An 18,012-nucleotide genomic window follows, 5' to 3' on the forward strand; every position below is an offset into this window, starting at 1 on the left:
GCGAATGGCGCGCAGGGCCAGACGGCCTTCGGTCAGGGTGCCGGTCTTGTCGAAAATCACTGTATCAATCTGGTTCAGGCCTTCGATCACATGGCCGCGGGTCAGCAGCAAGCCCAGCTTGTGCAGGGTGCCGGTGGCAGCGGTGAGGGCGGTCGGGGTGGCGAGGGATAAGGCGCACGGGCAGGTGGCCACCAGCATCGCCAGGACAATCCAGAAGGCCCGTGATGGATCAAGTTGCCACCACAGCAGGCCGATCCCGGCAGCGGCTATCAACGAAAACAGCAGGAACCATTGCGCGGCCTTGTCGGCGATTTCCGCCAGGCGTGGTTTTTCGCTTTGCGCGCGATCGAGCAGGCGCACGATGGCGGACAGGCGTGTGTCCTGGCCCAGGGCCATGACCTCGACGGTCAACGCGCCTTCCACATTCAGGGTGCCCGCAGTGACAGCATCGCCAGTCCGGCGCGGCTGCGGCAGGTACTCGCCGGTCAGCAGGGACTCGTCGATGCTGGACTGGCCATCGAGGATCTTGCCGTCGGCCGGCAGGATTGCACCGGGGTGAACCAGTACGCGGTCGCCGACCTTCAGTTCGGTCAGCAGGATACGCTCGCTCTGGCCATCAGCGCTCAGGCGCAGGCACGAGGCGGGTAGCAGGTTGACCAGTTGCGCAGTGGCGGCGGCAGTGCGCTCCCGGGCGCGGCGCTCCAGATAGCGCCCGGCCAGCAAGAACAGGGCAAACATGCCCACGGCATCGAAATACAGTTCGCCAACACCGGTGATGGCGGTCCAGATCCCGGCGATATAGGCCCCGCCGATGGCCAGGGACACCGACACATCCATGGTCAGGTGGCGGGTGCGCAGGTCGCGCATGGCGCCTTTGAAAAACGGTGCGCAACTGTAAAACACGATAGGCGTTGTCAGAAACAACGCCACCCAGCGCAGGATGGTATGCATCTCGGGGCTGAGGTCGATATTGAATTCGGGCCAGGTGGCCATGGTTGCCATCATTGCCTGAAACCACAGCAGCCCGGCTACGCCGAGCTGGCGCAAGGCCAGGCGGTTTTCGCTGGCCAGTTGTTCGGTGGCTCGGTCAGCCTGGTAGGGGTGCGCGGCATAGCCGATATGGCGCAGTTCGCTGAGCACTTCACTCAATGGCAACTGGCTGTCATCCCAGCGCACCTGCAGACGGTGGTTGGACAGGTTGAGCCGGGCTTCGCTGACCGCAGGCAGATGGCGCAGGTGCTTTTCGATCAGCCAGCCACAGGCTGCGCAGCTGATGCCTTCGATCAGCAGGGTGGTTTCGGCTTGCTCGCCCTCATGTCTGACAAAGGGCTTTTGCACGTCGGGGCGGTCATACAACGCCAACTCTTCGACCAGTTGCACAGGCAACGCTTCGGGGTTGGCGGAGGCTTCACTGCGGTGCTGGTAGTAGCTTTCCAGGCCGCCGGCGACGATGGCTTCGGCCACGGCCTGGCAGCCCGGGCAGCAGAACTCGCGCACTTCGCCCAGGACAACGGCGGTAAACCGGCTGCCGGGCGGGACGGGCAGGGCGCAGTGATAGCAGGGAACGGGAGTGGTCATGGCGCTCTATCGCGATATGGTGTCGCCGGAAAATACCTCATCGCGGGCAAGCCCGCTCCCACAGGGTTCGCGCATCCCTGTGGGAGCGGGCTTGCCCGCGATGGGGTTATTTCGACGTGTGGTCTTCAGCGCCCTGGATAGGCTCGTCGCCCAGCAGCAGGTCCTTGTCGTGGCCGACCAGCTCTTCTTCAAACAGGCGCCAGGTCTTGCCGTCTTCGACACCCAGCAGCTCGACAAAACGGCGGCCTTCGATCTTGTCATCCAGTTGGCCGATATAGCGCCCCGGTTCTGACGCGCTCTGGCTCAGGCTGATCTTGCGGTCTTTTTCCGGCTGGGTCGGAGAGATCAGGTTCAGCTCCAGCACCTGTGGCTTGCTGTTGCCTTCCAGCAGCAGCACGACTTCACCGGTCATTTCGTCCAGGCGCAGTTTGGCTTTGAGCTGTAGGGTCTGGCCCAGCAGTTCGCGGTCCAGTGCACGGTTGATGCCTTTGCCTGCCTCGTAGTAATTGTCGTTGACCAGGTTGTCCGGGTTGTTCACGGCAATGGTGACCATCGACAGGGTCAGGGTCACCGAGCAGGCCAGGATGGCAATGATAATCCAGGGCCAAATGTGCTTGTACCAGGGGCTGGAAGCGTTTGCTGCGGGCATGTCGAATTCTCTTATCTGATTTGTGGGCCGATGAATCGGCTCTTGGCTTTAACGTTGACGTCGTTGTTGTCAGCGTCCTTGAGGATAAAGAACACCTCGTTGGTGCTTGACGGCAGTTTCTCGGGAGCAATCGACAGCTCGACCGGCAGGCTGACGATATCGCCGGCTGCGACCTTGATCTCGCGCTTGCCCTGCAGCTTGAGGTCCGGCAGGCCGGTGGCCTCCAGCACATACGTGTGGTCGTGCTGGTCCTTGTTCATGATCTTCAGGCTGTAGACGTTTTCGATCCGCCCTTCGGCGTTTTCGCGGTAAAGCACACGGTCCTTGCTGACATCGAAGCCCACCAGCGTACGGGTAAAGAACGCAGCGGCCAGCAGCCCCATCATGGTCAGCAAGACCAGTGCATAGCCAATCAGACGCGGGCGCAGCTTGTGGGTTTTCTGGCCTGAGAGGTTGTGCTCGGTGGTGTAGCTGATCAGGCCGCGGGGGTAGTTCATCTTGTCCATGATACTGTCGCAGGCATCGATGCAGGCGGCGCAGCCGATGCATTCGATCTGCAGGCCGTCGCGGATATCAATGCCGGTGGGGCATACCTGCACGCACATGGTGCAGTCGATGCAGTCGCCCAGGCCCATAGCCTTGTAGTCGGCGTCCTTTTTGCGCGGGCCACGGACTTCGCCGCGGCGCGGATCGTAGGAAACGATCAGGGTGTCCTTGTCGAACATCACGCTCTGGAAGCGCGCATACGGGCACATGTAGATGCACACCTGCTCGCGCAGCCAGCCGGCGTTGCCATAGGTGGCGAGGGTGAAGAAACCGACCCAGAAATACGCCCAGCCATCGGCCTGGCCGGTGAAGAAGTCGATCACCAACTCGCGGATGGGCGAGAAGTAGCCGACAAAGGTCATGCCGGTGACAAAGCCGATCAACAGCCAGAGTGTGTGTTTGCTGAATTTGCGCACAAACTTGTTGGCACTCATCGGTGCCTTGTCCAGCTTGATGCGCTGGTTGCGGTCGCCTTCAGTGACCTTTTCGCACCACATGAACACCCAGGTCCACACGCTTTGCGGGCAGGTATAGCCACACCACACGCGCCCGGCATATACGGTAATAAAGAACAGGCCAAAGGCTGCGACGATCAGCAGCCCCGACAGCAGGATGAAATCCTGTGGCCAGAAGGTGGCACCAAAAATAAAGAATTTACGCTCGGGAAGGTTCCACCACACAGCCTGGTGGCCGCCCCAGTTGAGCCACACCGTACCGAAATACAGCAGGAACAATATCGCCCCGCCGCCGATACGCAGGTTGCGGAAAAGTCCGGTAAAGGCGCGGGTGTAGATCTTTTCCCGGGCCGCGTAGAGATCGGTACTTTCAGCGGGTTTCTTGGCAGGCGGAGTGACGTTGTGTACTGGAATCTGATTGCTCATTAGTGCGTCCCACGGCAGTGGAAAATGCCTCGGTCAGTACGTGCCGACCGCGGTCAGAAGGTGTTGCGATAGCGTAATGATACCCCTGTGACTCTAGCTCAAGGGTGCGACCTTTGGTCGCGTTCCGGAAAATGGCAAGTTGGTATAGGAGTTGTAACAAGTCATGACATGGATCAATTGACTTACACTTGCAGGCAGGTTGCGTCCTGGCTGAGTCAAAGCTCCCAAGGGTTGAGCACAGGAGCGCCGCTAAAGGCAAAGTCCCGGGTATTGCGGGTAACCACGGTCATGTCATGCACCAGTGCAGTGGCCGCGATGAGGGCGTCGCACTCATTGCTGCGGTCAGGCACATGCAGGCGGGCGCAGCGCCTGGCAACGGCGCCATCGACTGACAGCACGCGCCCGGCAAAGGCAGCCATAACATGTACTTCAAGCCAGTTGCGCAAGGGGGCGGCCTGCCCTGGATCGCGGCGCTCCAGGCGCAAGATGCCAGTTTCGATTTCCAGCAGGGTAATGGCCGAGATATACAGTTTGTAAGCCGGGACGCTGCGGGCCCAGGCCACCACTGCAGGGTCGGCCTGGGTTTTGCGCAGTTCAGAAACAACGTTGGTATCGAGCAGGAACATTAGAAATCCACTGGGCGCGGCGTGATGACTGCGCGTTCGGGTTCGAATTCAACCGGCGTTGTGTCGGGCATCACCAGCAGGTCGACAATGCTGGTGTCCAGGCCGGTTAGCCGTTGGTACTCCTCCATGCATAGCAGTACATGGGCGGGGCGGCCACGGTCAGTGATGTAAACAGGGCCTTGTTGCGATGCTTTTTTGGCACCGCTTGTGTCCTGGTTGAATTCGCGGCTGGAAATGGTGGTGATGGTCATGGGCTGATCCTCCCAAAAATACAATGTAGAAACGTTACTACCTTGCGGGTGAGTACGGCAATAGCGGCTGCAGCCCTGAAACAAAATGGCCCCGGCAACTTTCGTTGGCGGGGCCATTTTTTGCAGCGTTCAAACTACCGCGTTACTCGTCTGCCTTGGCCTCATCGCCATGGGACAGGCTGTAAACATAGGCGGCCAGCAAGTGAACCTTGTCGTTGCCTTGCAGGTCAGCCTGGGCAGGCATCTGGCCCTGACGGCCGTAACGGATGGTCTGCTGCAGTTGAGCAAAGCTCGAACCGTAGATAAACGCCCCGGGGTGAGTCAGGTTGGGCGCGCCCATCAGCGGGTTGCCCTTGCCTTCAGGCCCGTGGCAAACCGCACAGTTGGTCGCATAGATTTCCTTGCCTTTGGCAGGGTCGGCTTTCGCGCCTTCCGGCAGCTTGCGCCCGTCGAGGCTGGTCAGCACATAGGCGGCAACGTCGCTGACGCCTTGCTCGCCGATCACTTCCGACCAGCCCGGCATGACCGCGTGACGGCCGGCCATGATGGTGGTCTTGATGTCGGCCGGTGTACCGCCCCAGCGCCAGTCGGCGTCGGTCAGGTTAGGAAAGCCGTAAGCGCCCTTGGCGTCGGAACCGTGGCACACCGAGCAGTTGGAGGCGAACAGGCGGCCACCCATTTTCAGTGCTTGCGGGTCCTTGGCCACTTCTTCAATGGGCATGGCTGCGAATTTGGCGAAGATCGGCCCAAACTTGGCGTCCGACTTGGCCATTTCCTTTTCCCACTCATGCACCCCGGTCCAGCCGGTCTGGCCATTGGCAAACGGCGTCTGCTCTTTGGTGTCCAGGTACTGATAGCCTGGCAGCAGGCCTTTCCAGTTGCCCAGGCCCGGGTACAGCACGAGGTAGCCGAGGGCGAAAATCACGGTGCCCACAAACAGCATGAACCACCATTTCGGCATTGGGTTGTCGTACTCTTCGATGCCGTCGAACGCGTGGCCGACTTTCTCGTCGGTCTGCTCGCTGCGCTGGCCCTTGCGGGTGGCCAGCAACAGCCAGGTCAGGGCGAAGATGGTACCCAGAGTGAGGACTGTAACGTACAGACTCCAGAACGTAGTCATTCTTTGTTACTCCTAGAAGCTTGCTCTTGCTCGACGTGCTTGATGGCTTCGGGATCATCCTTGAACGGCAACAGGGTCGCGTCGTCAAATTCTGACTTGCGTCGCGGGCTGAAGACCCACAATGCCAAACCGATAAAAGCCACCATCACGACGACAGTGCCCAGGCCACGAATCATCCCGATATCCATTCAGATCACCGTTTGCTTTTGATGATGGTGCCCAAGCCCTGGAGGTAAGCCACCAGTGCGTCCATTTCGGTTTTGCCCTTCACTGCATCCTTGGCGCCGGCGATGTCTTCGTCGGTGTAAGGGACGCCGAGCGTGCGCAAGACTTCCATTTTTTTCGCGGTGTCCTTGCCGTCCAGCTTGCGCTCAACGAGGAACGGGTACGCCGGCATGATCGACTCGGGCACGACGTTGCGCGGGTTGTACAAGTGCGCACGTTGCCAGTCATCGGAGTAACGCCCGCCAACACGGGCCAGGTCCGGGCCGGTGCGCTTGGAGCCCCACAGGAACGGGTGGTCCCATACGCTTTCACCGGCCACCGAGTAGTGACCATAACGTTCGGTTTCGGCGCGGAACGGACGAATCATCTGCGAGTGGCAACCCACACAGCCGTTGGCGATGTAGATATCGCGGCCTTCCAGCTCCAGCGCGCTGCGCGGCTTCATGCCCTCGACCGGGGTGTTGGTCACGTCCTGGAAGAACAGCGGAACGATTTGCGTCAGGCCGCCAATGCTCACGGCAATGACCATGAAGAAGGCCATCAGGCCGATATTCTTCTCGATTGTTTCGTGCTTGATCATCAGTGGGCTCCAACTACAGCGATCTTGCTCGCCGCTTCAGCTTCTACCGGGTTCGAGGCACGAACGGTACGGAACACGTTGTAGGCCATGAACAGCATGCCGCTGGCGAAAATGGCACCGCCAAGGGCGCGAACGATAAAGCCCGGGTGGCTGGCTTGCAGCGCTTCCACGAACGAGTAGGTCAGCGTGCCGTCGTCGTTGATCGCACGCCACATCAGGCCCTGGGTGATGCCGTTGACCCACATCGACGCGATGTAAAGCACGGTACCGATAGTCGCCAGCCAGAAGTGCACGTTGATCAGGCCGGTGCTGTACATCTGCTTCTGGCCGTAGACTTTGGGGATCATGTGGTACATGGCGCCGATCGAGATCATCGCCACCCAACCCAGAGCGCCGGCGTGTACGTGGCCGATGGTCCAGTCGGTGTAGTGCGACAGCGCGTTGACGGTCTTGATGGCCATCATCGGGCCTTCGAAGGTCGACATGCCGTAGAAGGCCAGGGACACCACGAGGAAGCGCAGGATCGGGTCGGTGCGCAGCTTATGCCAGGCGCCCGAGAGGGTCATCATGCCGTTGATCATGCCGCCCCAGCTTGGAGCCAGCAGGATGATCGACATCGCCATGCCCAAAGACTGGGCCCAGTCCGGCAGCGCGGTGTAGTGCAGGTGGTGAGGACCGGCCCAGATATACAGGGTGATCAGCGCCCAGAAGTGCACGATGGACAGGCGGTAGGAGTAGATCGGACGCTCGGCCTGCTTGGGCACGAAGTAGTACATCATCCCCAAAAAGCCGGTAGTCAGGAAGAAACCTACGGCGTTGTGGCCATACCACCACTGGATCATGGCGTCAGTCGCACCGGCGTAAGCCGAGTAGGACTTGAAGAAGCTCACCGGCAGGGACGCGTGGTTGACGATATGCAGCATTGCCGTCACGACAATGAACGCACCGTAGAACCAGTTACCCACATAAATGTGCTTGGTTTTGCGCTTGGTAATGGTGCCGAAGAACACAATGCCGTAGGTCACCCAGACAATCGCCAGCAAAATAGCCAGTGGCCATTCCAGCTCGGCGTATTCCTTGGTCGTGGTGTAACCCAGTGGCAGGGTGATGATCGCGCCGACGATTACCGCCTGCCAACCCCAGAAGGTAAACGAGGCCAGCGAATCGGAGATCAGTCGTGTCTGGCAGGTTCGCTGCACGACGTAGTAAGAGGTGCCAAACAATGCACAGCCACCAAAGGCAAAGATCACAAGGTTGGTATGCAGGGGGCGCAGACGGCCGAAGGTCGTCCACTCGAGGCCAAGGTTCAATTCAGGCCACACAAGCTGTGACGCGATGAAAACCCCGAGCCCCATGCCAAGGATCCCCCAGACCACCGTCATGATGGCGAACTGGCGGACTACCTTATAGTTATAAGCAGTCGGGCTGATTGCTGTGCTCATTCTAAGGTTCCACGGTTTAGGTATTTTATTAGGATAAAAATCGGTCGCAAGTATGTATAAAGCGTAGGGCTATTGCAACGAACCATGACCCCGGTCAATGCTTTCCAAGGCTTGTTCTGCGGCCTTTCCATGCGGGAAGTAAGGTCAAAGTGACCTCGCCAAAAACGCCGCATGCAGGGCAAAAGTGAAGGGGTCGAGGCGGGCGGGTTGAGGTGGGGGCAAGGCGCGGCAAACATCGTAATGCACGATAGCCGGTGCAAACCCACCATTGTGGCCCGTAACGCTGCCCTTCAACTTACCGGTTAGTTTCACTTGACGTGGCGCTGCACAGATCCGGCTCACACAAGCGTTGAGCTTAGTCTTGAATGGCGGGAGAGCAATGGCGGGGCAGAAAGAGGTGCGACACTTGGTCGCGCTTTGAGGCGGGAACTGCCGCACCAAAATGATGCGGCAGGAAATGTCCGGTAATTATTCGGCAGTTTTTTCCTCTTGATTACCGTGTGACAAGCTGAACACATAAGCCGCCAGCAACTGCACCTTGTCGTTGCCCAGCAACTCGTTTTGCGCCGGCATATGGCCCTGGCGGCCGTGGCGAATGGTTTGCTGCAATTGCGCCAGGCTGGTGCCGTAGATAAAACCGGCCGGTTGGGTCAGGTCGGGCGCGCCCATCATCGGCATGCCTTTACCGTTTGCCCCGTGGCAGGCCACGCAGGTGGTATCAAACGCTTGCTTGCCGGCCGCCAGGTCGACAGCGGCGCCTTCAGGCAGCGGCAGGCCTGCCAGGTCGTGGCGCACATAGGCGGCGACGTTTTTCACCCCGTCCTCACCCAGTACTTCGCCCCAGGCCGGCATGGCCGCGATGCGCCCGCCCATGATGGTGGTCTTGATCGTGTCGGCATCGCCGCCCCAGCGCCAGGTGCTGTCGGCCAGGTTAGGGAAGCCGAACGCGCCCTTGGCATCCGAGCCGTGACACACCGAGCAGTTGGAGGCAAACAGGCGCCCGCCCATTTTCAGCGCTGCCGGATCTTGTGCCACTTGCTCAACGGGCATGGAGGCATATTTAGCGTAGATGGGTCCGAATTTGGCGTCCGCCTTGTCCATCTCCTTTTCCCACTCATGAACACCGGTCCAGCCGTTCTCATAACCGGGCAGCAGGCCCTTCCAGTTGCCCAGGCCCGGGTACAGGATCAGGTAACCCACCGAAAACACCAGGGTGCCCACGAACAGCATGAACCACCATTGTGGCAGCGGGTTGTCGTACTCCTCGATGCCGTCAAAGCTGTGGCCCATGGTTTCGACGGTATCGCTTTTGGTTTCGCCCTTGCGCGTACTGACCAGCAGCCAGGTCAGGCCGATCAGCGTGCCGATAGTCAGCACGCATATGTACAGACTCCAGAAGGTGGTCATGCTTTGTTACTCCTAGACGCTTGTTCTTTCTCGACGTGTTGAATCGCCTCTGGATCGTCCTTGAATGGCAGTAAGGTCGCGTCTTCAAACTCCGATTTGCGCCGCGGGCTGAACACCCACAGCGCCAGACCGATAAACGCCACGGCCACCACCACGGTGCCCAGGCCGCGAATCATTCCACTACTCATCTCCAAGACCATGACTCACCTCTTGCTCTTGATGGCAGTGCCCAGCACTTGCAGGTAGGCGACCAGAGCGTCCATCTCGGTCTTGCCCTGCACGGACTGCTTGGCATTGGCGATGTCTTCGTCGGTGTAAGGAACGCCCAGGGTGCGCATCACTTCGAGTTTTTTCTCGGTATGGCTGCTGTCCACCGGCGCCGCGACCAGCCACGGGTAGGCGGGCATTTTCGACTCGGGTACGACGTTGCGCGGGTTGTACAAGTGCGCGCGGTGCCAGTCATCCGAGTAGCGGCCGCCGACGCGGGCCAGGTCCGGGCCGGTGCGCTTGGAGCCCCACAGGAACGGATGGTCCCACACGCTTTCACCGGCTACCGAGTAGTGACCATAACGCTCGGTCTCGGCCCGGAACGGGCGAATCATCTGCGAGTGGCACTGCACACAGCCTTCACGGATGTAGATGTCGCGACCTTCCAGTTGCAGCGCGGTGTAAGGCTTCATGCCCTCCACCGGGGTGTTGGTCACGTCTTCAAAGAACAGCGGGACGATTTGGGTCAGGCCGCCCACGCTTACGCACAGGATCATCAGCAACAGCATCAGGCCGATATTTTTTTCAACGACTTCGTGTTTCATTGCCAACTCCTCAGGCCATCTGCGCGGCGGCTACGACTTCAGCGGGCTCGGCGTTACGCACGGTGCGCCAAGTGTTGTAAGCCATCAGCAACATGCCGCTGAAGAAGATCGCCCCGCCGACCAGTCGCACGACAAAGCCGGGGTGGCTGGCCACCAGGGTTTCGACGAAGGAGTAAGTCAGCGTGCCGTCTTCGTTGACTGCGCGCCACATCAGGCCCTGGGCGATACCATTGACCCACATCGAAGCGATGTAGAGCACGGTGCCGATGGTGGCCAGCCAGAAGTGCGCGTTGATCAGGCCCAGGCTGTACATCTGCGGGCGGCCGAAGATTTTCGGGATCATGTGATACAGCGCGCCAATCGAAATCATCGCCACCCAGCCCAGAGCGCCGGCGTGTACGTGGCCGATGGTCCAGTCGGTGTAGTGGGAGAGGGCGTTGACGGTCTTGATTGCCATCATCGGGCCTTCGAAGGTCGACATGCCGTAGAAGGCCAGGGACACCACCAGGAAGCGCAGGATCGGGTCGCTGCGCAGCTTATGCCAGGCCCCCGACAGGGTCATCATGCCGTTGATCATGCCGCCCCAGCTTGGGGCCAGCAGGATCAGCGACATCACCATGCCCAGCGACTGTGCCCAGTCTGGCAGCGCGGTGTAGTGCAAGTGGTGAGGGCCGGCCCAGATGTACAGGGTGATCAGCGCCCAGAAATGCACGATGGACAGGCGATAGGAGTAGATCGGACGCTCGGCCTGCTTGGGTACGAAGTAGTACATCATCCCCAAAAAGCCCGCCGTCAGGAAAAAGCCCACAGCGTTGTGGCCATACCACCACTGCACCATAGCGTCAGTGGCGCCACCGTAGAGTGAGTAGGACTTGGTGAAACTGACCGGGATTTCCAGGTTGTTGACGATATGCAAAATCGCCACGGTCACGATAAACGCGCCGAAAAACCAGTTACCCACATAAATGTGTTTGGTCTTGCGCTTCATGATCGTGCCGAAAAACACGATGGCGTAAGCGACCCAGACGATGGTGATCAAAATGTCGATCGGCCATTCCAGCTCGGCGTATTCCTTGGAGCTGGTGTAGCCCAATGGCAAGCTGATGGCCGCAAGCACAATCACCAGCTGCCAGCCCCAAAAGGTAAACGCCGCGATTTTCGGCGAGAACAGGGTAGCCTGGCAGGTGCGTTGTACCGAGTAGAACGAGGCCGCGAACAGGGCGCAGCCGCCGAAGGCGAAAATCACGGCGTTGGTGTGCAATGGGCGCAGGCGCCCGAAACTGGTCCAAGGCAAATTGAAGTTGAGTTCTGGCCAAACCAACTGCGCAGCGAGAAAAACGCCGAGCCCCATACCGACGATGCCCCAAACCACCGTCATAATGGCAAATTGGCGGACCACCTTGTAGTTGTAGGCGGTACTTGTAGAAGTGTTCATGGTTCCCCATCCACGGTTCAGGCGCGTCAAACGCGCGCCTGGAGTTATAAGCAGACTAAAAGCGAGGCAAGCATGGTCGTAGCGGGCAAGGCCGGTATTGACGGGGATCAATGGGCGCAGTGCGCGCGGGAACGGGGCTGGCTGTGGAATGACGCTGGCGGGGGCGCATTCGCGACCCTGATCCTGGCCCACGGTGCGGGTGCGCCGATGGACAGCAACTGGATGGGCGGCATGGCTGAACGCCTTGCTGCGCGCGGGGTGAGCGTATTGCGCTTTGAATTCCCGTATATGGCACAACGCCGTCTCGATGGTGGCAAAAGGCCGCCTAATCAGCAGGTCAAATTGCTCGAAAGCTGGCGAGAAGTTTTCACCGAGGTGCGACGGCATGTCGCTGGGCCGTTGGCCATTGGCGGCAAGTCAATGGGCGGGCGCATGGCCAGCCTGGTGGCGGATGAGCTCAACGCCGACGCACTGGTGTGTCTGGGTTATCCGTTCTATGCCGCAGGCAAGCCGGAAAAACCGCGGGTGGCGCACCTGGCGCAATTGAAAACCCCGACCCTGATCGTGCAGGGCGAACGTGATGCGCTGGGCAACCGTGCGGCGGTGGAGGCCTACACACTGGCGCCGGGTATTGAGTTGATGTGGCTGGAGGCGGCTGATCATGACCTCAAGCCGCTGAAGGCCTCAGGGTTCACCCATGAACAGCATCTGGATGCGGCGGCGGACAGGATCGCGGGGTGGTTGCGCAAGGCCCTGTAGCAGCTGCCGAAGGCACGAGGCTGCGTTCGGCGGCTAAGCCGTCGTAAAATCTGATATCTCGGTCTTCCAGTCAGACCGCGGACTCAGGTTTACGACCGCTTCGCGCTCGAACGCAGCCTCGTGCCTTCGGCAGCTGCTACGGGCGGGGTAGGTGTATTCGATGACCTTAGCGGTTAAACCGCTCCACCAACGAATACTGGGTATTCACGGTCTGAGTCAGCTCCTCGCTCAACAGCGCCGAATGCTGCGCCTGCTCTGAGGTCTGGTCAGCCAGGTCGGCAATGGTGCTGATGTTGCGGCTGATTTCCTCGGCCACGGCACTTTGCTCCTCGGTCGCTGCCGCGATCTGGGTGGTCATGTCGGTGATATTGGCCACCGCTTCGCTGATGCCCACCAGTGCCTGGTCGGCTTCCAGTACCCGCGCCACACCTTCTTCGGCCTGACGGTGACCGGCGTCCATGGTTTGTACCGCCGTGGCGGCGGTCTGCTGCAGCTTGGCGATCAGGCTGTGAATCTGCCCGGTCGAAGCGCTGGTGCGTTGCGCCAGCTGGCGAACTTCGTCAGCCACCACGGCAAAGCCCCGGCCCATTTCCCCGGCCCGCGCCGCTTCGATGGCGGCGTTCAGGGCCAGCAGGTTGGTCTGGTCGGCAATGCCCTTGATCACGTCAACAACGCCACCAATCTCGTCACTGTCCTTGGCCAGCTGCGTCACTGTGGCACCGGTTTCACCCACTACCACCGACAGGCGCTGGATCGCTTCGCGGGTTTCCCCGGCAATATCGCGGCCGCGGCTGGTCAGGCGGTTGGCTTCCTGGGTGGCGTCGGCGGTGCGTTGCACATGGCTGGCCACTTCCTGGGTGGTGGCGGCCATCTGGTTGACGGCCGTGGCCACTTGCTCGGTCTCGACGCGCTGGCGCTCCAGACCTGTGGAGCTTTTGTGCGCGAGGATGTCGGACTGACGCGCCTGGCCACTGAGGTGCTCGGCAGTGTCCTGCAAACGTGTCAGACAGGTCTTCAGGCGTGCTTCCTGGCTCAGGATGGACATTTCCAGACGCGCTTGCGGGCCGCGGCTGTCGGTGTACATCTGCGCAATCAACGGGTCGGAGGTGGTTTGCTCGGCCAGGCGCAGCAGGCGCTTGACCCCGCGTTGTTGCCAGCTCAGGCCCAGCAGGCCCAGCGGAATCGACAGCAGGGCCGCCAGGGCAAAACCCCAGCTGGAATTGAGCGTGGCGCCAATCATGAAGCTCAACTGGCTGACCAGAATAAACGGCAGCCAGTCCTGCAGCACCGGCAGCCACTTGTCGCGTTGGGGCACCGCCGACTTGCCGCGATTGAGGCGTAAGTACAGGGCTTCGGCGCGGCGGATCTGCTCGGCCGTCGGCTTGACCCGAACCGACTCGTAACCCACCACACGCTCGTTTTCGAAAACCGGGGTTACATAAGCGTTGACCCAATAGTGGTCGCCGTTCTTGCAGCGGTTTTTGACGATGCCCATCCACGGTGAGCCCTTTTTCAGGGTGCTCCACATATGCTCGAAGACTGCGGGCGGAACGTCAGGGTGGCGCACCAGATTGTGCGGCGCACGTATCAGCTCCTCACGCGAAAATCCGCTGATTTCCCTGAACGCATCGTTGCAGTAGGTGATGACGCCTTTGGCATCGGTCGTGGAAATCAACCGTTGCTGCGCGGGAAATGTGCGTTCGCGTTGAGTGATGGGCTGGTTATTACGCATGTCGTTTCAATCCGCAAGACTTTGACAGGCTGTCGGCATGGGTCAGGAATTGTTTAATTTATATTTCAGGCGCCGGGCCTTCAGGGCGTGAGCATCGGGTAAGTAAAAAACACCAAGTGCAGCACGTTAAGCCCAAAGTGCGTGGCGATCGCAGCACTCAGCCCGCCAAAGCGATAGGCCAGGCCATAGCCAATGCCTGCCAGCCCTGCCAGCAACATCCATTGCCAGCCTGCTGGCGCATGTGCCAGGCCAAACAGAACCGAGGCCACGACCAGCGCTACGGTCTGGCCATAGGGCAGCAACTTGAGCTTGCGGCTTAACCCGCCCTGGATATAACCGCGAAACAGCGCTTCTTCAACCAGGGTTACCAGCAGCAGATTATTCAACAGCCAGAGGGTGCCCTGATGAGGCCATTTTGGTGCCCAGGCCACCATGCCCAACAGCATTGCGCCGCCCAGCGCGGCAATGGCAGCCAGGGCCAGACCCATCGCGGTGGCGCGCAAAGACACGCGCCAGGCAAACCGTGGCGCAATCCACGGGCATACCAGCAGCAGCCAGAAGCCAATCAGCGGTTTGTCCAGGTTGAAGTACATCGAGAAGGGTACGGCATCCGGGGTCAGGCGCGTGGGGGTGATGGCGCGGCCGTTATGGAAGCCTGGCAGCCAGTGCAAGGCCAGCGCCAGCGCCAGCAGCACAAACAAGGCGTGCCCGGCATAACGCAGGTAATGGCTTTTGCGCTGCAGAACGGCAAGCCCGCTGACAGTCAGCAGGGCCAGCGCGATCAAGGTTTGAACACCCAGTTGCCCGTAGCTCAGGGCAAGGCCGTAGCCCAGGGTTAGAAGGGCCAGGTAAGGCCAGGGCAAAGCGATCATGTGAATCCTTGCAATCGTTAAAAAACACCCCGGATCCAGTCCGGGGTGCGCAAGTATAACGATTCGTGGCCCTGTGGGAGCGAGCCTGCTCCCACAATGATCCTGCACATCGCAGCTTAATGTGGCACAGCACTACCTGTGGGAGCTGGCTTGCCGGCGATGCAGACGGCGCAGTCCGTTCAGGCAAACCGCGTCGCTGCCATCGCGAGCAAGCCCGCTCCCACAAGGGGAAGGTGCGTTTATGAAGCAATCAGCTGGCGCAGCACGTAGTGCAATATCCCTCCAGCCTTGAAGTATTCCACCTCGTTAAGCGTATCGATCCTGCACAGCACCTCGACCTTTTCCTGGCTGCCATCTTCGCGGGTGATTACCAGGGTCAGGTTCATTCGCGGTTGCAGTTCGCTGCCGGTCAAGCCGAGGATATCCAGGGTTTCCTTGCCCGTCAGGTTCAGGCTCTTGCGGTTCTGGTCGAGCTTGAACTGCAAGGGCAATACGCCCATGCCCACCAGGTTGGAGCGGTGGATACGCTCGAAGCTCTCGGCAATCACCGCCTTGACCCCCAGCAGGTTGGTGCCCTTGGCGGCCCAGTCACGGCTTGAGCCGGTGCCGTATTCCTGGCCGGCGATCACCACCAGTGGCGTGCCTGAAGCCTGATAGCGCATGGCCGCATCGTAGATCGGCAGTTTCTCACCGGTGGGGATATAGATCGTGTTGCCACCTTCTTCGCCGCCGAGCATTTCGTTGCGTATGCGGATATTGGCAAAGGTGCCGCGCATCATCACTTCATGGTTGCCACGCCGCGAACCGTAGGAGTTGAAGTCCCGTGGTTCTACGCCTTTTTCCCGCAGGTAGCGCCCGGCGGGGCTGTCTGCCTTGATATTGCCGGCAGGGGAAATGTGGTCGGTAGTTACCGAGTCGCCGAGCAGTGCCAGAATATTCGCGCCCTTGACGTCAGCAATTACCGGTAACGGCCCGCTGATCTGGTCGAAGAAGGGTGGATGCTGGATGTAGGTCGAATCCTCTTGCCAGACATACGTCGCGGCCTGCGGTACTTCGATGGCTTGCCATTGTGCGTCGCCAGCAAAGACTTCGGCGTATTCCTTGTGGAACATGCCGGTAGTCACTTGGGCCACGGCATCGGCGATTTCTTTCTGGCTAGGCCAGATATCGCGCAGGTACACCGGTTTGCCGTCCTTGCCGGTGCCCAGCGGGTCACGGCTGATATCTATTCGTACAGTGCCTGCAAGGGCATAAGCGACAACCAGTGGCGGCGAGGCCAGCCAGTTGGTTTTCACCAGCGGGTGAACCCGCCCTTCAAAGTTGCGGTTACCGGACAGGACCGAGGCTACGGTAAGGTCGGACTGGGTAATGGCTTTTTCAATCGGCTCGGACAGTGGCCCGGAGTTGCCGATACAGGTAGTGCAGCCATAGCCAACCAGGGCAAAGCCCAGCTGGTCGAGGTACGGGGTCAGGCCAGCGGCCTTGTAGTAATCGGTGACCACCTTGGAGCCGGGCGCCAGGGAGGTCTTGACCCACGGTTGGCGGGTCAGGCCTTTTTCCACGGCTTTTTTCGCCACCAGGCCTGCGGCCATCATCACGCTGGGGTTGGAGGTGTTGGTGCAAGAGGTGATGGCAGCAATCACCACCGCACCATTTTTCAGGCGGTAAGTTTGGCCTTCATAGCTGTAGTCCGCTTCGCCGATCAGATCCGCATTGCCTACGGCTACACCGCCACCGCCTTCACTTTCAAGGCGGCCTTCTTCTTTTTTCGTGGCCGGTTTGAATTGCAGGCTGAGAAAGTCGTCGAATGCTTGCCCGACATTGGGCAGCGCAACCCGGTCTTGCGGGCGTTTTGGCCCGGCCAGGCTGGCTTCTACGGTGCCCATGTCCAGGGCCAGGGTTTCGCTGAAAATCGGCTCCTGGCCAGTGACCCGCCACAGCCCCTGGGCCTTGCAGTAAGCCTCCACCAGCTTGACCGTGGCTTCAGGACGACCTGAGAGGCGCAGATAATCCAGGGTGATTTCATCCACCGGGAAAAACCCGCAGGTGGCACCGTATTCAGGGGCCATATTGGCAATGGTGGCGCGGTCGGCCAAGGGCAGGTCCGCGAGGCCATCACCATAAAATTCAACGAATTTGCCGACCACCCCCTTGCTGCGCAGCATTTGCGTGACCGTGAGCACCAGGTCTGTGGCGGTGATGCCTTCCTTGAGCTTGCCGCTGAGCTTGAAACCCACCACTTCCGGGATCAGCATCGATACCGGCTGGCCGAGCATTGCCGCTTCCGCTTCAATCCCGCCCACGCCCCAGCCCAGCACACCGAGGCCATTGATCATGGTGGTGTGGGAGTCGGTGCCGACCAGAGTGTCGGGGAACGCGTAAGTACGACCATCTTCGTCCTTGGTCCACACGGTACGGCCCAGGTATTCGAGGTTTACCTGGTGGCAAATCCCGGTGCCCGGCGGGACCACGCTGAAATTATCGAAGGCATTTTGCCCCCAGCGCAGAAACGCATAGCGCTCGCCGTTGCGCTCCATCTCGATATCGACGTTTTGCTCAAAGGCGCTGGCGCTGGCAAACCGATCGACCATCACCGAGTGGTCAATCACCAGATCCACGGGGGACAGCGGGTTGATACGTTGCGGGTCGCCGCCGGCCTTGGCCATGGCGGCGCGCATGGCGGCCAGGTCCACCACTGCCGGCACACCGGTAAAATCCTGCATCAGTACCCGGGCAGGGCGGTACTGGATTTCCCGGTCGCTGCGCCGCGCCTTCAGCCAGGCGGCCAGCGCCTTGAGATCGGGTTCGGTGACGGTCTTGCCGTCTTCCCAGCGCAGCAGGTTTTCCAGCAGCACTTTGAGCGACATGGGTAACTGGCTCAAATCGCCCAGAGAGTTGGCGGCGAGCGCAAGGCTGTAATAGTGATAAGTCTTATCGTCGACTTTCAGTGTGGCGAGGGTGTTCAGGCTATCGAGGGAGGACATGAAATGACTCCTTTAGACGGATCACGTGGCACAAGCAGAGCTTCTAACCTAGCTCTGATTAGGGGCTGTGGCTAATAACTGGACTGTCTATGCGGGTTCAAGGTTCCGAACTC

Annotated in this window: 17 protein-coding genes; 1 reads left to right on the forward strand and 16 read right to left on the reverse strand. The window is 60.1% G+C overall.

What is annotated here, in order from left to right:
- The 13 genes from BLU25_RS23640 to ccoN (BLU25_RS00065) form a co-directional block, all read right to left on the reverse strand.
- Positions 1–1,578, reverse strand: a 1,578-nt coding sequence (locus tag BLU25_RS23640; protein WP_414860514.1) for a heavy metal translocating P-type ATPase, incomplete at its 3' end; no start/stop codon positions are given.
- 106 nt (positions 1,579–1,684) lie between these two features.
- A complete protein-coding gene (locus tag BLU25_RS00010) occupies positions 1,685–2,227 on the reverse strand; it encodes a FixH family protein (RefSeq protein ID WP_083369455.1) in 543 nt (180 codons plus the stop codon).
- An 11-nt stretch (positions 2,228–2,238) separates the two neighbouring features.
- Positions 2,239–3,654 (reverse strand): cytochrome c oxidase accessory protein CcoG, encoded by a 1,416-nt coding sequence (gene ccoG, locus BLU25_RS00015; RefSeq protein WP_016780300.1) that lies wholly within the window; start codon positions 3,652–3,654, stop codon positions 2,239–2,241.
- 215 nt (positions 3,655–3,869) lie between these two features.
- Positions 3,870–4,280 (reverse strand): type II toxin-antitoxin system VapC family toxin, encoded by a 411-nt coding sequence (locus BLU25_RS00020; RefSeq protein WP_016780301.1) that lies wholly within the window; start codon positions 4,278–4,280, stop codon positions 3,870–3,872.
- Complete coding sequence (locus BLU25_RS00025) at positions 4,280–4,531, reverse strand: type II toxin-antitoxin system Phd/YefM family antitoxin (RefSeq protein WP_016780302.1); 252 nt, start codon at positions 4,529–4,531, stop codon at positions 4,280–4,282. Before BLU25_RS00025 ends, BLU25_RS00020 begins: the two co-directional genes overlap by 1 nt.
- Before the next feature lie 142 nt (positions 4,532–4,673).
- Positions 4,674–5,651 carry a cytochrome-c oxidase, cbb3-type subunit III gene (ccoP, locus tag BLU25_RS00030; RefSeq protein WP_016780303.1) on the reverse strand — a complete coding sequence of 326 codons (978 nt, stop codon included), beginning with the start codon at positions 5,649–5,651 and terminating at the stop codon, positions 4,674–4,676.
- The gene (locus tag BLU25_RS00035; RefSeq protein WP_003447209.1) at positions 5,648–5,839 is read right to left on the reverse strand and encodes a CcoQ/FixQ family Cbb3-type cytochrome c oxidase assembly chaperone; all 192 of its coding nucleotides are present in this window, start codon (positions 5,837–5,839) and stop codon (positions 5,648–5,650) included. Before BLU25_RS00035 ends, ccoP (BLU25_RS00030) begins: the two co-directional genes overlap by 4 nt.
- 5 nt (positions 5,840–5,844) lie before the next feature.
- A complete protein-coding gene (ccoO, locus tag BLU25_RS00040; protein WP_016780305.1) occupies positions 5,845–6,456 on the reverse strand; it encodes a cytochrome-c oxidase, cbb3-type subunit II in 612 nt (203 codons plus the stop codon).
- Entirely contained in the window at positions 6,456–7,898 is a 1,443-nt protein-coding gene (gene ccoN / locus BLU25_RS00045; RefSeq protein ID WP_016780306.1) for a cytochrome-c oxidase, cbb3-type subunit I, read from the reverse strand. Before ccoN (BLU25_RS00045) ends, ccoO (BLU25_RS00040) begins: the two co-directional genes overlap by 1 nt.
- A gap of 468 nt (positions 7,899–8,366) precedes the next feature.
- Positions 8,367–9,305 carry a cytochrome-c oxidase, cbb3-type subunit III gene (gene ccoP, locus BLU25_RS00050; RefSeq protein ID WP_016780307.1) on the reverse strand — a complete coding sequence of 313 codons (939 nt, stop codon included), beginning with the start codon at positions 9,303–9,305 and terminating at the stop codon, positions 8,367–8,369.
- Positions 9,302–9,493 (reverse strand): cbb3-type cytochrome oxidase subunit 3, encoded by a 192-nt coding sequence (locus BLU25_RS00055; RefSeq protein WP_029611342.1) that lies wholly within the window; start codon positions 9,491–9,493, stop codon positions 9,302–9,304. The genes ccoP (BLU25_RS00050) and BLU25_RS00055 overlap by 4 nt, the downstream gene beginning before the upstream one ends.
- A 15-nt stretch (positions 9,494–9,508) precedes the next feature.
- Positions 9,509–10,117, reverse strand: coding sequence for a cytochrome-c oxidase, cbb3-type subunit II (ccoO, locus tag BLU25_RS00060; RefSeq protein ID WP_083369456.1), 609 nt, complete (start codon positions 10,115–10,117; stop codon positions 9,509–9,511).
- A gap of 10 nt (positions 10,118–10,127) precedes the next feature.
- Positions 10,128–11,552, reverse strand: a complete 1,425-nt coding sequence (gene ccoN / locus BLU25_RS00065; RefSeq protein WP_016780310.1) for a cytochrome-c oxidase, cbb3-type subunit I — start codon at positions 11,550–11,552, stop codon at positions 10,128–10,130.
- Positions 11,553–11,624: 72 nt separating this feature from the next.
- On the opposite strand from ccoN (BLU25_RS00065), the gene BLU25_RS00070 reads away from it, so the two are divergent.
- The gene (locus BLU25_RS00070) at positions 11,625–12,311 is read left to right on the forward strand and encodes an alpha/beta family hydrolase (RefSeq protein ID WP_016780311.1); all 687 of its coding nucleotides are present in this window, start codon (positions 11,625–11,627) and stop codon (positions 12,309–12,311) included.
- Between the two features lie 166 nt (positions 12,312–12,477).
- On the opposite strand, the gene BLU25_RS00075 is transcribed toward BLU25_RS00070, so the two are convergent.
- The 3 genes from BLU25_RS00075 to acnA form a co-directional block, all read right to left on the reverse strand.
- Positions 12,478–14,043 (reverse strand): methyl-accepting chemotaxis protein, encoded by a 1,566-nt coding sequence (locus BLU25_RS00075; protein WP_016780312.1) that lies wholly within the window; start codon positions 14,041–14,043, stop codon positions 12,478–12,480.
- An 80-nt stretch (positions 14,044–14,123) separates the two neighbouring features.
- On the reverse strand, positions 14,124–14,915 hold the full coding sequence (locus tag BLU25_RS00080; RefSeq protein ID WP_016780313.1) for a CPBP family intramembrane glutamic endopeptidase: 792 nt from the start codon (positions 14,913–14,915) through the stop codon (positions 14,124–14,126).
- A gap of 239 nt (positions 14,916–15,154) precedes the next feature.
- Positions 15,155–17,899 (reverse strand): aconitate hydratase AcnA, encoded by a 2,745-nt coding sequence (acnA, locus tag BLU25_RS00085; protein WP_083369457.1) that lies wholly within the window; start codon positions 17,897–17,899, stop codon positions 15,155–15,157.
- Positions 17,900–18,012: the final 113 nt, after the last annotated feature.

Source organism: Pseudomonas fragi, assembly GCF_900105835.1.
Classification (GTDB): domain Bacteria; phylum Pseudomonadota; class Gammaproteobacteria; order Pseudomonadales; family Pseudomonadaceae; genus Aquipseudomonas; species Aquipseudomonas fragi.